12 protein-coding genes are annotated in these 16,496 nt (G+C 70.8%); 11 read left to right on the forward strand and 1 reads right to left on the reverse strand.

Annotated elements, in window-relative coordinates:
- Positions 1-310 precede the first annotated feature (310 nt).
- From G3I42_RS27630 to G3I42_RS27650, 5 genes are all read left to right on the forward strand, one after another.
- Entirely contained in the window at positions 311-2,227 is a 1,917-nt protein-coding gene (locus tag G3I42_RS27630) for a glycogen debranching N-terminal domain-containing protein (protein ID WP_164290391.1), read from the forward strand.
- 334 nt (positions 2,228-2,561) lie between these two features.
- Entirely contained in the window at positions 2,562-3,335 is a 774-nt protein-coding gene (locus G3I42_RS27635) for an NUDIX hydrolase (RefSeq protein ID WP_164290393.1), read from the forward strand.
- Between the two features lie 394 nt (positions 3,336-3,729).
- The gene (locus G3I42_RS27640) at positions 3,730-4,617 is read left to right on the forward strand and encodes a FadR/GntR family transcriptional regulator (RefSeq protein WP_343244687.1); all 888 of its coding nucleotides are present in this window, start codon (positions 3,730-3,732) and stop codon (positions 4,615-4,617) included.
- A gap of 452 nt (positions 4,618-5,069) precedes the next feature.
- Positions 5,070-6,611 (forward strand): RNA polymerase sigma factor, encoded by a 1,542-nt coding sequence (locus tag G3I42_RS27645; RefSeq protein WP_164290397.1) that lies wholly within the window; start codon positions 5,070-5,072, stop codon positions 6,609-6,611.
- A 197-nt stretch (positions 6,612-6,808) separates the two neighbouring features.
- Positions 6,809-7,642, forward strand: coding sequence for a serine protease (locus tag G3I42_RS27650; RefSeq protein ID WP_203607419.1), 834 nt, complete (start codon positions 6,809-6,811; stop codon positions 7,640-7,642).
- Positions 7,643-7,868: 226 nt separating this feature from the next.
- Here G3I42_RS27650 and G3I42_RS27655 read toward each other — a convergent pair whose 3' ends face one another.
- Positions 7,869-8,096, reverse strand: coding sequence for a hypothetical protein (locus G3I42_RS27655; protein WP_164290398.1), 228 nt, complete (start codon positions 8,094-8,096; stop codon positions 7,869-7,871).
- 440 nt (positions 8,097-8,536) lie between these two features.
- Between G3I42_RS27655 and G3I42_RS27660 the strand changes: the two genes are divergently transcribed.
- From G3I42_RS27660 to G3I42_RS27690, 6 genes are all read left to right on the forward strand, one after another.
- The gene (locus tag G3I42_RS27660; RefSeq protein WP_164290400.1) at positions 8,537-10,660 is read left to right on the forward strand and encodes a DNA topoisomerase IV subunit B; all 2,124 of its coding nucleotides are present in this window, start codon (positions 8,537-8,539) and stop codon (positions 10,658-10,660) included.
- A 269-nt stretch (positions 10,661-10,929) separates the two neighbouring features.
- The gene (locus tag G3I42_RS27665; RefSeq protein WP_164290402.1) at positions 10,930-11,466 is read left to right on the forward strand and encodes a DUF1453 domain-containing protein; all 537 of its coding nucleotides are present in this window, start codon (positions 10,930-10,932) and stop codon (positions 11,464-11,466) included.
- Positions 11,463-13,505, forward strand: a complete 2,043-nt coding sequence (locus G3I42_RS37905; RefSeq protein WP_239096709.1) for a histidine kinase — start codon at positions 11,463-11,465, stop codon at positions 13,503-13,505. The genes G3I42_RS27665 and G3I42_RS37905 overlap by 4 nt, the downstream gene beginning before the upstream one ends.
- Positions 13,502-14,305, forward strand: coding sequence for a response regulator transcription factor (locus G3I42_RS27680; protein ID WP_164290404.1), 804 nt, complete (start codon positions 13,502-13,504; stop codon positions 14,303-14,305). Before G3I42_RS37905 ends, G3I42_RS27680 begins: the two co-directional genes overlap by 4 nt.
- A 55-nt stretch (positions 14,306-14,360) precedes the next feature.
- A complete protein-coding gene (locus G3I42_RS27685) occupies positions 14,361-14,876 on the forward strand; it encodes a DUF485 domain-containing protein (protein ID WP_164290406.1) in 516 nt (171 codons plus the stop codon).
- Positions 14,873-16,465, forward strand: a complete 1,593-nt coding sequence (locus tag G3I42_RS27690; protein WP_164290408.1) for a cation acetate symporter — start codon at positions 14,873-14,875, stop codon at positions 16,463-16,465. Before G3I42_RS27685 ends, G3I42_RS27690 begins: the two co-directional genes overlap by 4 nt.
- Positions 16,466-16,496 lie beyond the last annotated feature (31 nt).

Raw genomic sequence — 16,496 nt, forward strand, 5'->3', positions numbered from 1 at the left:
GGACGGTGGCCCGGCGGATCGGGACGGGAGCTATGACGGACGGCCGGAGGAATGTCGGGGCAACTGGTCCGGCGCCCGTGACCCATACCCCCCTTCGGGCGTTCATTCCGTGGCGGAGTCGTGGGGACCCTGCGCCCCCGCTCCCGCCCCTCTCTCGATCGGCACGCGGAAGAAGCCTCTGATGTCCTTGACCGCACCACGGCCAGGTGGTCGCGAGTACCGATCCGCACCGGGGAGGCCGGGGCCCGCGCTCGGCCCGCACGGCAAAGGGGTCCGCTCTCCGGCGGAACCTCCCGCGACACACCGGACGTTGACCGCCGTCGCCCTGCCGGGCCTGGCGATCTCCGCCGAGCACGGGCAGCTGACCGGGCAAGGGCTCGAAGGCTTCTACCACTCGGGGAAGCGGCTGCTCTCGCTGTGCCGGCTCCAGGTCGCGGGGCGGGAGCCCCTGCCCGTGGAGGCGCGCGCTGTGGGCGCGGACCGGACACGGTTCGCGGGTGTGCTGCGGGGTCTCGGTGGACCCGGGCCCGATCCCGATCTGCTGGTGGAGCGCGAGCGGCACGCGGAGGGCAGTGAGCGCATCACCTTGCGGAGCACGTCGGTGCGCCCGCTGCGACTCGTGGTCGAACTCACCCTGGGGTGCGACCTCGCGGACCTCGGGGCCCTGGCCGCCGGCCGCCGGGTCCCCGCTCTGCGGGCCTCCGTGTACGGCGCCGGGTTGCAGTGGTCGTCCCCGGCGGGCAAGGTGGCGCTCCTCGCCGAGCCGCCCGCGGCCGATGTCGTGGCGGCCTCGGGCCTGTTGCGCTGGGAGTTGGAGATCCCAGCGGGAGGCAGGCAGTCCATCGAGGTGCGGCTGAGGCCGGAACTCCGCGGTGGCGGGCGGCCGGTGGCACGCGGCGGGACACCGGTCCTCACCGAGGCCGATGCCTCCGGGGACGATCCGCGGGCTGCCGCCCTGCTGCGCGCCTCGCTCGGAGACCTCAACGCGTTGCTTGTGCGAGAGCCGGGCGAGGCGGGGGAGGTGCACCTTGCGGCGGGGGCGCCCTGGCGGTGCGGCCTCGCTCCCGCCGAGGCGCTGGCCGCCGCCCGCATGGCCCTGCCGCTCGGCACCCGGCTGGCGGCGGGCACGTTGCGGGTCCTGGCGCGTACGCAGGTGGCGGAGGGGCCCGAACAAGGCCGTATTCCAGGGCCGTTGCGCGATGCAGGCCCGCACCTGCCGCCAGGGAGCACGAGCGTGGAGGCGACTCTGCTCTTCCCCGCGCTGCTGGCAGAGGCGTGGAGATGGGGGCTCGACGCCTCCGTGGTCGATGAACTCGCCCCGGTCGCCGAGTCCTGCCTCGGGTGGCTGCGGCGCGAGACCGAGCGGCACGCCTACGTGCGGGACCGGGAGACCGGCGGCATGGCGCGCGTCGAGACGCAGGCGCACGCTTACCGCGCCGCCCTCCTCGGAGCGGGCCTCCTGGACGGGATCAACCGGCCCGGATGCGGTGAACTCCGCGAATGGGCAGCTGAGTTCGCTGAACGCTTCCGGGGTGAGTTCTGGTGCGATGACCGAGGTGGTGGCCGCCCGCCCGCCGCGCTCGACACCGCGGGGCGTCCGGTGCCGCATCTGGGCAGTGCGGCGGCCCACCTGCTCGACAGCGGCCTGGGCCCGGCGGGACAGGCCGCCCCGTCGTTGCTCGACTCGGCGCGGACAGGACAGCTCGCGCGCCTCCTGGGTGCCCCGGTGATGGACAGCGGCTGGGGATTGCGGAGCCTCGGGGCGAAGGAGTACGGCTACAGCCCCTTCGGGCACCGGGGCGGCGCTGTACGGGTCCACGAGACGGCGATCGCCGTGACGGGGCTCGCGGCAGCGGGTTACGAGGTGCAGTCCCATGCCTTGCTGCGGGGGCTGCTCGCGGCGGCGGAGCACTTCGAGTACCGGCTGCCGGAGATGTTCGCCGGTGAGCAGCGGGGGGAGGGGAGCAGACCCTGGCCGCACCCCTCCGCCTGTCGGCCGGCTGCCGTGGCCGCCGCTGCCGGGGTGCACGTGATCGCGGGACTCGTGGGCATCCGGCCCGATGTGCCCGAAGGGTCCGTCGCGTTGCGGCCGGTGCGGGGCGCGCCGCTCGGCGAAGTGGGTCTGACCGGCCTCAGTGTCGCGGGGGAGAGCTTCTCCGCGCGGGTCACCCGGCTCGGGCTCGTGATGGTGGAGGAGGCGCCTGGGCGTCTGCAATTGCGGGCGTGAAAGTGCGGCCGACGGACTGACGCGCCCGATGCCGACTCGGGAGCGACGGTTCGCGGCGTGCGAGGTCTGTCGGGCCGAACAAAGGGTCCCAGAGTGTGGGTAGTTGAAGGTGGCGCCGCTCGGCGCTCGTGCGGGGTGGCCCTGGCCGAGAGGCGGATGCACGGGGCGAAAGAGGCCTGAGACGCGGGGCACGCGACGGCGCTACCGTGGTCGGTGGCCCTGGTCCGGGGGTCTGAGGGCTGGTGAAAGCGGCGGCCTTGTCAGGGGGCGAGGGCGTCCACGGGCTTTGACGAACGACGTGTTTATCGTCAGGTGGACGACTATGATCGGTCACATGGCTCCCTACGACCCCTCCGACTTCCCGCCCTTCGCTGTCACCGTGGATTTGGTGGTGCTCACGGTGCGGCACAACGGGTTGCGGGCGCTCCTCGTCCGCCGCGGGGAGGCCCCGTACCAGGGGCAATGGGCCCTGCCCGGGGGGTTTGTCCGTCCTGGGGAGGACCTGGCGGCAGCGGCGGGCCGTGAGCTGGAGGAGGAGACCGGTCTGTGCGCTCACGACGGTGAGTGCACGCAAGGCTCCGACGAGGAGCGCCACGGCGCGCACCTGGAACAGCTCGCCACCTACGGCGACCCGGGCCGGGATCCCAGGATGCGCGTGGTCAGCGTGGCCCATCTCGCGCTCGCCCCCGATCTTCCCTCGCCCACGGCAGGCGGTGACGCCAGCGGTGCCACGTGGGCGCCGGCCGAGCGGCTTCTGGGAGAAGAGGGCGCGGGGCGCGAGGACGAGCAACTACTGCCTCTCGCCTTCGATCACGCGCGCATTCTCTCCGACGGGATCGAGCGTGCCCGATCGAAGATCGAGTATTCCTCGCTTGCCACGGCTTTCTGCCCTGCGGAATTCACGGTCGGCGAACTCCGCCGGGTCTACGAGGCTGTCTGGGGAGTGGTGCTCGATCCCCGCAATTTTCACCGCAAGGTGACAGGTACGCCGGGATTTCTTGTGCCCACCGGCGGCACCACGACCCGGCAGGGCGGCAGGCCGGCACAGCTTTTCCGGGCGGGCGGCGCCACCCTGTTGAATCCGCCCATGCTGCGCCCCGAGATCTGACACGTACCCCTTTCCGCCCGGTCGCTCACGGGGTTGCCTGGTCGGCTCCCTTGGTGCGCACAAGAGTGCGTTTCTCACGGAGGGTAGCGATCTGTGCGACCCGAACAGGGTTTTCTCTCGGGATCGTTCCGTTGCGTGATCTTGCGGCGGCCGGAAACCGGGGCAGCGACGGGCCTGTTGGGAGTCGCTGGGCCGCTGTGGCGGGCGTCGGGCGCGGACTGTACCGCAAGATGCCTTGTATGCAGGGAAGCTGAGGGAAAACGCGCGCAACTACCCGACCGCTGCTCGGTAATTTCCGATAAAGCGTCAATTGGCCAACGGTAAGCGATCACCCTTTCGTGTGCTTTTCACCAAAGAACTCAAGGCCGTTGGGGAGAGCGCCGACAAACCTTTTGTGAGTACCGTTGCGCACACCATGATGACCGCCGCCCGCTCCGCCGACTCCGGCCTCGCCGGCCCGGGCGACATCGACCGCTACCCCTATGCCGAGGCCGCCCAGGACAGGATCGGAGTTCCTTCCTGGGGTGCCGCGGAGCCGGAACTTGGCCGGGTGCCGCGACGCGGCGGTGCCAGCCGAGGCCGCGGCCTGCACGGCCAACTCGTCCAGCAGCTCGGCCAGATGATCGTCTCCGGTGACCTGGGTGCGGACCGCCCCCTCGTTCCCGAGGAGATCGGCCAGCGTTTCGAGGTGTCCCGTACCGTCGTGCGGGAATCCCTGCGCGTACTGGAGGCCAAGGGCCTGGTGAGTGCCCGTCCCAATGTGGGAACCCGGGTGCGTCCCGTCAGTGACTGGAATCTGCTCGATCCCGACATCATCGAATGGCGTGCTTACGGACCTCAGCGCGATGACCAGCGCCGCGAACTCAATGAGCTGCGGTGGAGCATCGAGCCACTCGCCGCGCGGCTCGCCGCCGGACACGGCCGCGAGGACGTGCAGCAGCGACTTGTCGACATGGTCGAGATCATGGGGCACGCGCTCGGGCAGGGAGACGGCATCACGTTCTCGCGGGCCGACGCCGAGTTCCACTCCCTGCTGATCCAGATCGGCGGCAACCGCATGCTGGAGCACCTTTCCGGGATCGTGAGTGCCGCCCTGCACGTCTCGGGCGGCCCAGCGATGGGCTGCGAGCGCCCCAACGAGGCGTCCGTCGCCCACCATGCCCGCATCGTCGACGCCCTCGCCTCGGGAGACGGGGTCGGCGCCGAGGCGGCGATGCGCCAGCTTCTCACCGTGCACCCCGAGGGCGAGCGCGTCGTGCCCGGGCCCCGTGAGCAGCACTAGTCGCGCGCGACCTTGGCCCGGGGCCCCTCTCCGTATCGGAGGAGGGGCCCCGGGCGTTGCGGGGGAGGCCGGACCAGGTCGGCCGGGCAGGCCCGCACCGCCGACTCCGTCTCGGAGCCGGACCCTTGCCCGCCTCCGGGGCTCGTCGTCTGTCTATGACTCTTCCTCGTCCGCCACCGACCACTCCAGAACGTTTGACGACCGCATATGCTCGTCTATGTGCCTCCTTGTGTCCTTTCGGTGTGTGACTCGGGCCACGCAGATTGTGCGTAACGCTCCCGGGTACAGCGCGATGACCTAAGAGGTGAGAGTCGCTCAGGGGAATACGGCCACTGGTTCCGGTGCTGTGGTCCCCGCGGCGCCCGCCCGCGTCGTCGGTCATCCCCACCGGCGGTCGTCGGCCCCCGCCCTTCGGGCGAGAGCCGGAAGCCGTTTTCCAACGTTCCGAGAGGTTGTTCGTGTCGGCCAGCACATCCCGTACGCTCCCGCCGGAGATCGCCGAGTCTGTGTCTGTCATGGCGCTCATCGAGCGGGGAAAGGCTAATGGGCAGATCGCCGGTGACGATGTGCGTCGGGCCTTCGAAGCTGACCAGATTCCGGCCACTCAGTGGAAGAACGTACTGCGCAGCCTCAACCAAATCCTTGAGGAAGAGGGTGTGACGCTGATGGTCAGTGCCGCGGAGCCCAAGCGCACCCGCAAGAGCGTCGCAGCGAAGAGTCCGGCGAAGCGCACCGCTACGAAGACGGTGGCCACGAAGACGGCGGTCAAGAAGACCGCGGCAGCGACCGTGACCGCTCCCTCCGCCTCCGCCGCGGTGGCCGTCGAGGACGAGACCGCCGAGAAGAAGCCCGCAGCCAAGAAGACGACGGCGCGCAAGACCGCCGCCAAGAAGACGACGGCCAAGAAGGCCACTGCGAAGAAGACCGGCAAGAAGGACGAGCTCCTCGACGAGGAGAACACCGAGGAGACGCCGGGCAAGGGCGAGGAGGCCGCCGAGCCGGCCGCCGGTGGTGAGAGCCAGGGCTTCGTCCTGTCCGACGACGACGAGGACGACGCCCCGGCGCAGCAGGTCGCCGCGGCCGGTGCCACCGCCGACCCGGTCAAGGACTACCTCAAGCAGATCGGCAAGGTGCCGCTCCTCAACGCGGAGCAGGAGGTCGAGCTGGCCAAGCGCATCGAGGCCGGTCTCTTCGCCGAGGACAAGCTCGCCAACAGCGACAAGCTGGCGCCGAAGCTCCAGCGCGAGCTGGAGATCATCGCCGAGGACGGCCGCCGCGCGAAGAACCACCTCCTGGAGGCGAACCTCCGCCTCGTGGTGTCCCTCGCGAAGCGCTACACCGGTCGCGGCATGCTCTTCCTGGACCTGATCCAGGAGGGCAACCTCGGTCTGATCCGCGCGGTCGAGAAGTTCGACTACACCAAGGGCTACAAATTCTCCACGTACGCGACCTGGTGGATCCGCCAGGCGATCACGCGCGCGATGGCGGACCAGGCCCGCACCATCCGTATTCCGGTACACATGGTCGAGGTCATCAACAAGCTCGCCCGGGTGCAGCGGCAGATGCTCCAGGACCTGGGCCGTGAGCCCACTCCGGAGGAGCTGGCCAAGGAACTCGACATGACCCCTGAGAAGGTCATCGAGGTCCAGAAGTACGGCCGCGAACCCATCTCGCTCCACACCCCGCTCGGCGAGGACGGCGACAGCGAGTTCGGTGACCTCATCGAGGACTCCGAGGCCGTCGTCCCGGCGGACGCGGTCAGCTTCACGCTCCTCCAGGAGCAGCTCCACTCCGTCCTGGACACGCTCTCCGAGCGCGAGGCGGGCGTCGTCTCGATGCGTTTCGGCCTCACCGACGGTCAGCCGAAGACCCTCGACGAGATCGGCAAGGTCTACGGCGTGACGCGCGAGCGCATCCGCCAGATCGAGTCGAAGACGATGTCCAAGCTGCGGCACCCCTCGCGCTCCCAGGTGCTGCGCGACTACCTGGACTGATCCGCGGGGCCACAGGCCCGGGAGCAGGTCCGCGAAGGCCCCGCCGGTTTCGACCGGCGGGGCCTTCGGCGTGCGCGTGCGCCCGTCCGGTGCGCGGATTGGGCCGGTTGCCCGAAGCGCCGGGGCTGGGCGTGCGCTCTTCGGGTGGCTGAATCACGCTGAGTGCGAGTTCGGTACCCAGAGTGAAGGAGTACGGTATGCCGCTTCGCGGACTTCGCACCCGGCTGAGCGCGGGAGTGCTCGCCACCGCCGCTGCGCTCAGCCCCGTCCTCGTCCCAGGACCGGCGGCCGCCGACGGAGTGATCGTCGGCGGCAAGCAGGTGGCGGTGGCGGATCACCCCTGGGTGGTGGCCCTCTCCAGCCGCAGCCGCTTCGGGGCAGAACGCTCGGGCCAGTACTGCGGCGGCGTGCTCGTCGGGCCTCGTACGGTCGCCACGGCGGCGCACTGCCTCAGCGGGAAGGTCCTCGGCGTCCCGCTGAGCCGTCTCAAGGACCTGCGGGTGCTCGTCGGCCGCGACGACCTCTCGGGGCGGGCGGGTACGGAGGCGCGCGTGACGAAGACGTGGATCAACCCGGACTACGACCCGGACAGCAATGCGGGCGACGTGGCCACGCTGACGCTGGAGGACGCCCAGCCGGAGAGCCACGTCCTGCCGCTCGCCCTCTCCGGGGACCCCGGCTACCGGGCGGGCGCCCGCGCCCAGGTCTACGGCTGGGGGGACACGACGGGACGCGGCTCGTACGCCAGCACCCTGCACGCCGCCGACATCGCGGTGCTCCCGGACAGCGACTGTGCCAGCGCCTACCCGGGCAGCGGGGGCGGTGCCTACGACGCCGACACGATGCTGTGCGCGGGCGAGCGCGAGGGCGGCAAGGACGCCTGCCAGGGCGACAGCGGCGGGCCGCTCGTCGCCGGGGGCAAGCTCATCGGCCTTGTGTCCTGGGGCAGCGGCTGCGCCGAGGCGGGCAGCCCGGGCGTGTACACGCGTATCTCCGCGGTGGCGGACAGCGAGGGCCTGCGCGAGCGCTGAGCGGCTCGTGGGCGAGCCCCTGGGCCCCAGCGCCGGTCCCGGGGCCGCCGGGCCGTCCGAGGGAGCCTGTGGGGCGTAGGGCGACCGGCTGGCGGCATCACACGTACGGCGCGCGTGGTGCCTTCTCCCCGGCCGTACGAAAGCGGGCGGGCTCCCTGCGGAGACCCGCCCGCTCCACCGGCTCACACCGGTGCCGGCTCGTCGTGGGTGGATGCGACCTGGAGCCTCAGTGCTCCTCGTCGCTCGCCGTGCTGGGAGCGTTCAGGCGATCCGTCTCGTCCTGTATCTCAGCGGCGATCTTCTTGAGTTCCGGCTCGAACTTGCGCCCGTGGTGAGCGCAGAAGAGCAGTTCACCGCCGCTGGTCAGGACAACGCGCAGGTAGGCCTGGGCGCCGCACCGGTCGCAGCGGTCAGCGGCCGTCAGCGGGCTCGCGGGTGTCAGAACAGTAGTCACGTCGCCTCTTCTCTAGCTCGACGAGCTGTCGTACCAGGGTCAACATCCAACCAGGCCGAAAACGTTCCCGCTCGCGGCCTTTCTCGCGAAAAAACTTCGAGGGCGGCTGTCCGTTGCCGGTTGGCGGCGAATGTGCCGTATTACAGCGTGCGTGCTTTACGGTTTCGCGTGGTGTGCAGGGTCACATCCTCCCGGCTGGATTGCCGGTCTGTGCATGAGGACGTGCCCGGAGCCTAGATGGTTCATGCCTGGAAGGGAACGTGACATGAGAGTCACCACCTTCGTTGTTCGAACGGGTGTGTGATTCTGCACTAGGGTGGGTTTGAAGCGAGGGTGGCGTCACAGCGGCTCTACCTGGCCTCGGTACCCTCTGAGCGGCGTCCCGGACGGGACGTTGAGCCAATAGGCCCCAGAAGAAAATTCAGCGAGGAGCGAACCGCGTGACCGCCGATACATCCGTGTCGTCGACAGCTCTGCTGGCAGGAGCAGATCGCGACGACTCCAACTACACCGCGCGGCACCTGCTCGTCCTGGAGGGCCTGGAAGCGGTGCGCAAGCGGCCCGGCATGTACATCGGGTCGACCGACAGCCGTGGCCTCATGCACTGCCTGTGGGAAATCATCGACAACTCCGTCGACGAAGCCCTCGGCGGCTACTGCGACCACATCGACGTGACCCTCCACGAGGACGGCTCCGTGGAGGTGCGGGACAACGGGCGCGGCATTCCCGTCGACGTCGAGCCCAAGACCGGCCTCTCCGGGGTCGAGGTCGTCATGACCAAGCTGCACGCGGGAGGGAAGTTCGGCGGCGGCTCGTACGCCGCCTCGGGCGGCCTGCACGGGGTCGGCGCCTCGGTCGTCAACGCGCTCTCCGCGCGTCTCGACATCGAGGTGGACCGGGGCGGCTCCGTGCACACCACGAGCTTCCGGCGCGGAGTCCCCGGCCAGTTCAAGGGCGCGGGTCCGGAGGGTGCCTTCGAGCCCACGACGGGGCTGCGCAAGACCAAGCGCATCCCGAAGACCCGCACGGGCACCCGGGTGCGCTACTGGGCGGACCGGCAGATCTTTCTCAAGGACGCCAAGCTCTCGCTGGAGACCCTGCATCAGCGGGCCCGCCAGACCGCCTTCCTCGTGCCGGGACTCACCCTCGTGGTCCGCGACGAATACGGCCTCGGCGAGGGCGGGAGCAAGGGCGAGGAGTCCTTCCGCTACGACGGCGGGATCAGTGAGTTCTGCGAATACCTCGCCCGCGACAAGGCCGTGTGCGACGTGCTGCGGCTGAGCGGGCAGGGCACCTTCAAGGAGACCGTCCCGGTCCTCGACGAGTACGGGCAGATGACGCCCACGGAGGTCGTCCGCGACCTCGGCGTGGACGTGGCCCTGCGCTGGGGCACGGGGTACGAGACCTCCGTGCGCTCCTTCGTGAACATCATCGCGACGCCCAAGGGCGGCACCCACGTCACCGGCTTCGAGCGTGCCGTCACGCGCACCGTCAACGATGTCCTGCGCAGCGCCAAGCTGCTGCGGGTCGCCGAGGACGATGTCGTGAAGGACGACGCGCTGGAGGGCCTCACGGCCGTCGTCACGGTGCGTCTGGCCGAGCCGCAGTTCGAGGGGCAGACCAAGGAGGTGCTGGGCACCTCGGCGGCGAACCGGATCGTCGCGAACGTCGTGGCCAAGGAGCTGAAGGCGTTCCTGACCTCGACCAAGCGCGACGCGAAGGCGCAGGCCCGCGCGGTGCTCGACAAGGTCGTCGCAGCGGCCCGTACCCGTATCGCCGCACGTCAGCACAAGGAGGCCCAGCGCAGGAAGACCGCGCTGGAGTCCTCCTCGCTGCCCGCCAAGCTCGCCGACTGCCGCAGTGACGACGTGGACCGCAGCGAGTTGTTCATCGTGGAGGGGGACTCCGCGCTCGGCACGGCGAAGCTCGCCCGCAACTCCGAGTTCCAGGCGCTGCTGCCGATCCGGGGCAAGATCCTCAACGTGCAGAAGTCCTCCGTCTCGGACATGCTCAAGAACGCCGAGTGCGGGGCGATCATCCAGGTCATAGGAGCCGGCTCGGGGCGTACCTTCGATCTCGACGCGGCGCGCTACGGCAAGATCATCCTGCTCGTGGACGCCGACGTGGACGGGGCGCACATCCGCTGCCTCCTGCTCACGCTCTTCCAGCGCTACATGCGCCCGATGGTCGAGGCGGGCCGGGTCTTCGCGGCCGTCCCGCCGCTCCACCGGATCGAGCTGAGCCAGCCGAAGAAGGGCCAGGACAAGTACGTCTACACGTACTCGGACCGCGAGCTGCGCGAGACGCTGCTCGACTTCGAGCGCAAGAACGTCCGGTACAAGGACTCCATCCAGCGCTACAAGGGTCTCGGCGAGATGGACGCCGACCAGCTCGCGGAGACCACGATGGACCCGAGGCACCGCACGCTGCGGCGCATCAGCATGAACGACCTCGACAGCGCCGAGCAGGTCTTCGACCTTCTCATGGGCAACGAGGTCGCGCCGCGCAAGGAGTTCATCACCAATTCGGCGGCGACGCTCGACCGCTCGCGCATCGACGCGTAGTCGGCCGCCCGCCGAACGCGCTGGCCACCGCCCGTCGGCCGCCGTCGGCCGCCCGTCGGCCGCCGTCGGCCGCTCGCCGCCGGCTACGGCGTGGGCGTCGGTGCCGCCGGACTCTGTTTCTCCACCCTCGGGGCCCCGATCCTCGCGGATCTCCACCCTGGGGTGGAGAAACAGAATCCACCCGTTTTCCACCCTGGCTCCGATGCCCTGACCAGGTCCCTTCCGTAGTTTCGGTGGTGTTCGAGACACCCCGACCTACGGAGGCGCACATGTCCGGGGCCCTGGAGATCCTGCTCGTCGCGGCGGCGGTCCTTCTCATCGCGTTCAGGCTGTTCCGGGCGCAGCGCATCAACGGCGGCGGGCGCTGGTGGCTCATGCCCGTCGTCCTCGCCGTCGTAGCGCTGCGTGAACCCGGGCTCGTCGATCACGCGCACCCCTACGCGGCAGGCACTCTCATGGTGCTCAACGTGCTCACGGGCCTGCTCACGGGTGCCGCCTGGGCGTGGACCTCGCGGGTCTGGCGGGAAGCGGACGGGAGCCTGTGGGCCGCGGGCTCGAAGGCGGCCGGTGCCGTGTGGTGCGGCGGCATCCTGGTGCGGGTCGCGCTCTACGGGGTCGGTGCCTCGCTGGGGATAACGCAGCACACGCCCGTCCTTCTCCTGGGGCTGGCCGCCACCTTCCTCGCCCGAGGGCTCCTGCTCAACCACCGGGCCGCGCTTCTCGGGCCGACGTACGGTGACGGTTCCGGGGCGCCGCAGTCGGCTCGCCGGAACAACCGCGCACCCCGCCCGAAGGACCGTGTATGAGGAAGGACGTCTGGTCGGCCTGGCCCTCGCGCGAGGCACTCTCGCGGGAGAGCCGCCGCCGGGTGGTGAGCGAGGCCCGAACGGCCGCGACCCGGGGGATTCGGGTCACGCTGCTGGGCTTCCTCGTATGGATCAGCTACCGGCTGAATCCGGACGCGGGGCCGGCCCGGATGATCGCTGGGCTCGTCCTGGTCGTAGTCGCCATCGCCGCGCTGCGGCGCTTCTTCCGGGTCACGGCGGAACAACGGCTCCGGGCCGCCGTTCCCTGCATCGCGACACTCCTTCTCTCGGGGGCGGGGGCCTACGGTCTCGGCTGGCAGGTGGCCGCGTCCGTGGCCTGGTGTCTTGCCGCGGTTGTCGCGCTGGAACGGTTGCCCCTCGGCTGGGGCGCTCCCGCGGCGTTCCTCGGGCTCGGGGGGTATTTCCTGACGGACCGCGACGACTGGATCGCGACGCTGGTCACCTGCGGGGGGCTGGCCCTGGCGGGGTTGGTGACGCGGCTCGACGCGGAGGCGAGAGGCGCCGCGCACCGCCTGCTGATCGAGGAACGGGCGAGCCAGGCCGCCCGTGCGGAGTCCGCGGCGCTCGCGGAGCGGGCCAGGATCGCCAGAGAGATACACGACGTGCTGGCCCACAGCCTCTCGGCACAGCTCGTCCACCTGGAGGCGGCCAGAATCCAGATCGAACAGGGCGCCGACCGCCGGCAGGTCCTGGAACGGGTCGTCGCGGCCCGGGGGATGGCTCGTGAGGGGCTGGAGGAGACCAGGCAGGCGCTGTCGGCGCTGCGCGGCGACATGGCGCCCGTGGCCCAGGCGCTCGCCGAGCTGGCCGCACGGGAGGGCACGGTGCTCCGGGTCGAGGGCGAGGCGCGACCGGTCGCCGCGGAGGCGGGGCAGACGCTTCGCAGGGTCGCCCAGGAGGCGCTCACCAATGTGCGCAAGCACGCGCCGGGCGCGCGACCACAGCTGCGCCTCGTCTACGGCCCCGAGACCATCGAGCTGGAGGTCCGCAACGGGCCCGGACGGCAGCCGTGGGGGGAGCGGGTGGCGTGGGGCGAGCGCTCCCCCGAACACGAGGGGTTCGACGGGGCGGGGTGTGGTGAGCCGACCCGGCGCACCATGGGGGTTGAACCGGCTGAACCGGCTGAACCGGCCGAGCGGGCTGGGCGGGCCACGGGGGCTGAGCGGGCCGAGCAGACCGCTCGGGCTGAACGGGCGGAGGCAGCTGACCGGGCCGACCTGGCTGAGGCGGCTGAGCGGGCCGTACGGGCAGACACGAGTGAGCCGCCCGAACCGCTTGAACCAGCCGAACCGGCCACGGCCGAGCAGGCTGTGCGCGCCGAGCGGCCGGACAGGGCTGCGCGGATTGAACGGGCCGAGACAGATGAGCGGGCGGAGCGGGCTGAGCAGGCCACGGGGGCTGAGCGGACTGAACCAGCCGAGCGGGCTTCGCAGACCACTCGGACTGAACGGGCCAAGGCGGACGAGCGAGCCGAACCGGCCGAAGCGCCTGAACCGGCCGAGGCGGCTGAGCGAGCCGAACCGGCCGAGGCGACTGAACGGGCCCAGCCGGGCGAGGCGGCTGAGGCGACTGAACGGGCCGAGCGGGCCGGGCAGGCCGCGCGCCCCGAGCGCCCCGAGCGACCCGAGCGGCCCGCGCGGGCTGAACGGGGCAAGCAGGCTGAGGGCACTTCGGCGCGTGTGCGGCCTGCGCCGCCTGAGGGCTCTGCGCGGGGCAAGCGCCTCGGAGGCGCTGAGCGGCGCGAGGCGAGGGCGGCGCTTGCGGCGGAGGCGGTGGCCGGGGCGGGCTCGGCGGAGCCGGAAAGGGCGGTGGGTCGGGGAGGAGCCGGAGGTAGGGCGGCGGGGGGAGACGCCGTGGGCGTGAGGGACGTCGGCGGAGCGGATCTGGCGGGGAGTGGCAGCGGCTACGGTGTGAGAGGCATGCGGGAGCGGGCCGAGTTGCTGGGCGGGACACTGTCGGCAGGGCCTCCGGAGGACGGTGAGGAAGGGTTCGTGGTGCGACTGAGGGTTCCGGCGTGAGCGCGCGGGTGGTGGTGGCCGACGACCAGTCGGTGGTCCGCGAGGGGATCGTGATGCTGCTCGGTCTGCTGCCGGGGATCGAGGTGGTGGGCTCGGCGCGGGACGGTGACGAGGCGGTGCGGCTCGTCGGAGAGCTGGCCCCGGACGTCGTCCTGATGGACCTGCGGATGCCACGCTGCGACGGGGTGGAGGCGACCCGCAGAATCAGGGCGGAGCACCCGGGGACGCAGGTCGTCGTGCTGACCACGTACGCGGACGACCAGGACCTCTTCCCGGCCCTGCGCGCGGGGGCCAGGGGCTATCTCACGAAGGACGCCGGGGGCGAGGAGATCGTGCGCGCCATTGAGGACGTGCTGTCCGGTGAGGCGGGGCTCGCTCCGGGGATTCAGCGCCGCCTCCTCGACAGGATCGCGGGCGAGGACGCGGTCGACCGGGAGGCACCGCCCGGGACACCGGGCCGCTCGGCGGAGGGGGTGCAACCGGCGGCGGGGAGCGGGGGAGACGCTTCGCCAAGGGGTGGGCAGGCCCGGCCGACGGTGCGGGCGGAGGGACCTCCGGCGGGGCTTGGCGGGGGTGTGCCGCCGGACGGGCTGACGGCGCGGGAGGCCGAGGTGCTGGCGCTCATCGCGCAGGGCCTGAGCAACGCGGACATCGCACGAGCGCTCCACGTGTCAGCCGCCACGGTGAAGACCCACATCAACAATCTGTTCGCCAAAGCGGGGCTCCGTGATCGGGCACAGGCCGTCCGATATGCCTATCTGCATGGGATAGTTACGCCACCGGGTTCCGCTCTCACCTGAAAGGGTGAAATTTCCGGTCTCAGGTGCCTCGGGTCTTCCCGCACTGCTCATCCTTGTGCTCGCGGCTCAGCTCGCCGCGGACAAGGAGAGTTCGGTGGAAAAGCACGATGGTCGTGAAGCCGGACAGGTCCGGCTCGACGACCCCTGGCGGGATTCGCTCGCCTCCGGCTGGGACGGGGTGGACGGTGTCGGAGCCTCGACGCCCGTCATTCCCGCACCCGCCTCCGAGCCGGAGCCGGCCCGTCGGGCGGCGGACGTCTACCTGGAGGTGCAGCACAGCCCCGCATTCCAGGAAGTGCGTCGCCGTTATCGCAGCTTCGCCTTCCCGGCTGCCGCGGCGTTCTTCCTCTGGTACGTCGCCTATGTGATCGCCGCGACGATGGCGCCGGACCTGATGGCGCGGCCGGTCGCCGGGGTGATCAACGTGGCGATGGTGGCGGGGCTCGCGCAGTTCGCCACCACCTTCCTGCTGACCTGGGCCTACGCCCGTCACGCACGGCTGCGGCGGGACCGGGCGGCGCTCGAACTGCGCTGGGACACCCAGGAGATGACGCGAGGAGTGCGGCGTTGAGCAGCAACCACGAGACCCTGGCGCTGGTGTTGTTCAGCGCCTTCGTAGTGGTCACCCTGGGCATCACGACCTGGGTCAGCCGCAACAGGCACGGTTCGGCGGAGGAGTTCTACGCCGGCGGGCGGCTCTTCACCCCGATGGAGAACGGATTCGCCATCGCGGGGGACTACATGTCCGCCGCCTCGTTCCTCGGCATCGCGGGACTCATCGCGCTCGTCGGCTACGACGGGCTGCTCTACTCGGTCGGCTTCCTCGTCGCCTGGCTCGTCGTGCTGCTGCTCGTCGCCGAACTGGTCCGCAACTGCGGCAGGTTCACCCTGGCGGACGTGGTGGCGGCGCGGATGAGCGCGCCGCGGCTGAGGCTCGCGACCGGGTCCGCCTCGGTCACCGTCTCGGTGCTCTATCTCGTCGCGCAGATGGTCGGCGCGGGCTCTCTCGTCGCGCTGCTCCTCGGCGGTACGAGCGGGGCGGCGCGGGTGTGGACCGTCATCGGGGTGGGCGCGCTCATGATCATCTACGTCTCGTTCGGCGGGATGCGGGCCACGACGTGGATCCAGATCGTGAAGGCGGTGCTTTTGATGGCCGGTGCCGTCACCCTGACCGTCCTCGTCCTGCTCCGCTTCCACGGCGATGTGAACCAGCTGCTCAAGAGCGCCGCCGAACGCAGCGGCCACGGTCTGGACTTCCTCAAGCCGGGCTTGCAGTACGGCGGTGGCTGGGTTTCCCGTTTCGACTTCATCAGTCTCGGCCTCGCCCTCGTGCTCGGCACCGCGGGGCTGCCGCACATCCTGTCGCGCTTCTACACCGTCCCGACGGCTCGCGCGGCGCGGCGTTCGGTGGTCTGGTCGATCGGGCTCATCGGCGCGTTCTACCTCATGACGATCGTCCTGGGCTTCGGTGCCGCCGCGCTCGTCGGCTCGGACGCGGTGCGCCGTTCCAACGCGGCCGGGAACACGGCGATCCCGCTGCTCGCCCTCGATCTCGGCGGCGGCGAGAACTCCGCGGGAGGCACGATCCTCTTCGCCGTGGTCGCCGCGGTCGCCTTCGCGACGATCCTCGCCGTCGTCGCCGGCATCACCCTCGCCTCCTCCGCCTCCGTCGCCCACGACCTCTACGCGACACTGCACCGCCCCGGGCGCAAGCAGCGCAGCGAGGTCGCCGTGGCGCGGCTCGCGGCGGTCGGTATCGGTGTGCTGGCGATCGCGCTGAGTCTGCTCGTGAGCAACCTCAACGTCGCCTTCCTCGTGGGCCTCGCCTTCGCGGTCGCGGCCTCGGCGAACCTGCCGGTCCTGCTCTACTCGCTCTTCTGGCGCCGGTTCACGACGCGGGGCGGGGTCTGGTCCGTGTACGGCGGACTCGTGCCCGCGCTGCTGCTCGTGATCTTCTCGCCCGTCGTCTCCGGCGGCCCCAACTCCATCATTTCGGGCGTCGACTTCCACCTCTTCCCGCTGGAGAATCCCGGGCTGGTCTCGATCCCGCTCGGCTTCCTCTTCGGCTGGATCGGGACGGTCACGTCCAAGGAGACGTCGGACGAGGCGAGGCACGCGGAGACCGAGGTGCGTTCCCTCACCGGGGCGGGAGCGGTCTGAGCGTCCCCCCTGCCGACCGGACACGGATACG

It is taken from the genome of Streptomyces sp. SID11385 (assembly GCF_010548245.1).
Lineage (GTDB): Bacteria > Actinomycetota > Actinomycetes > Streptomycetales > Streptomycetaceae > Streptomyces.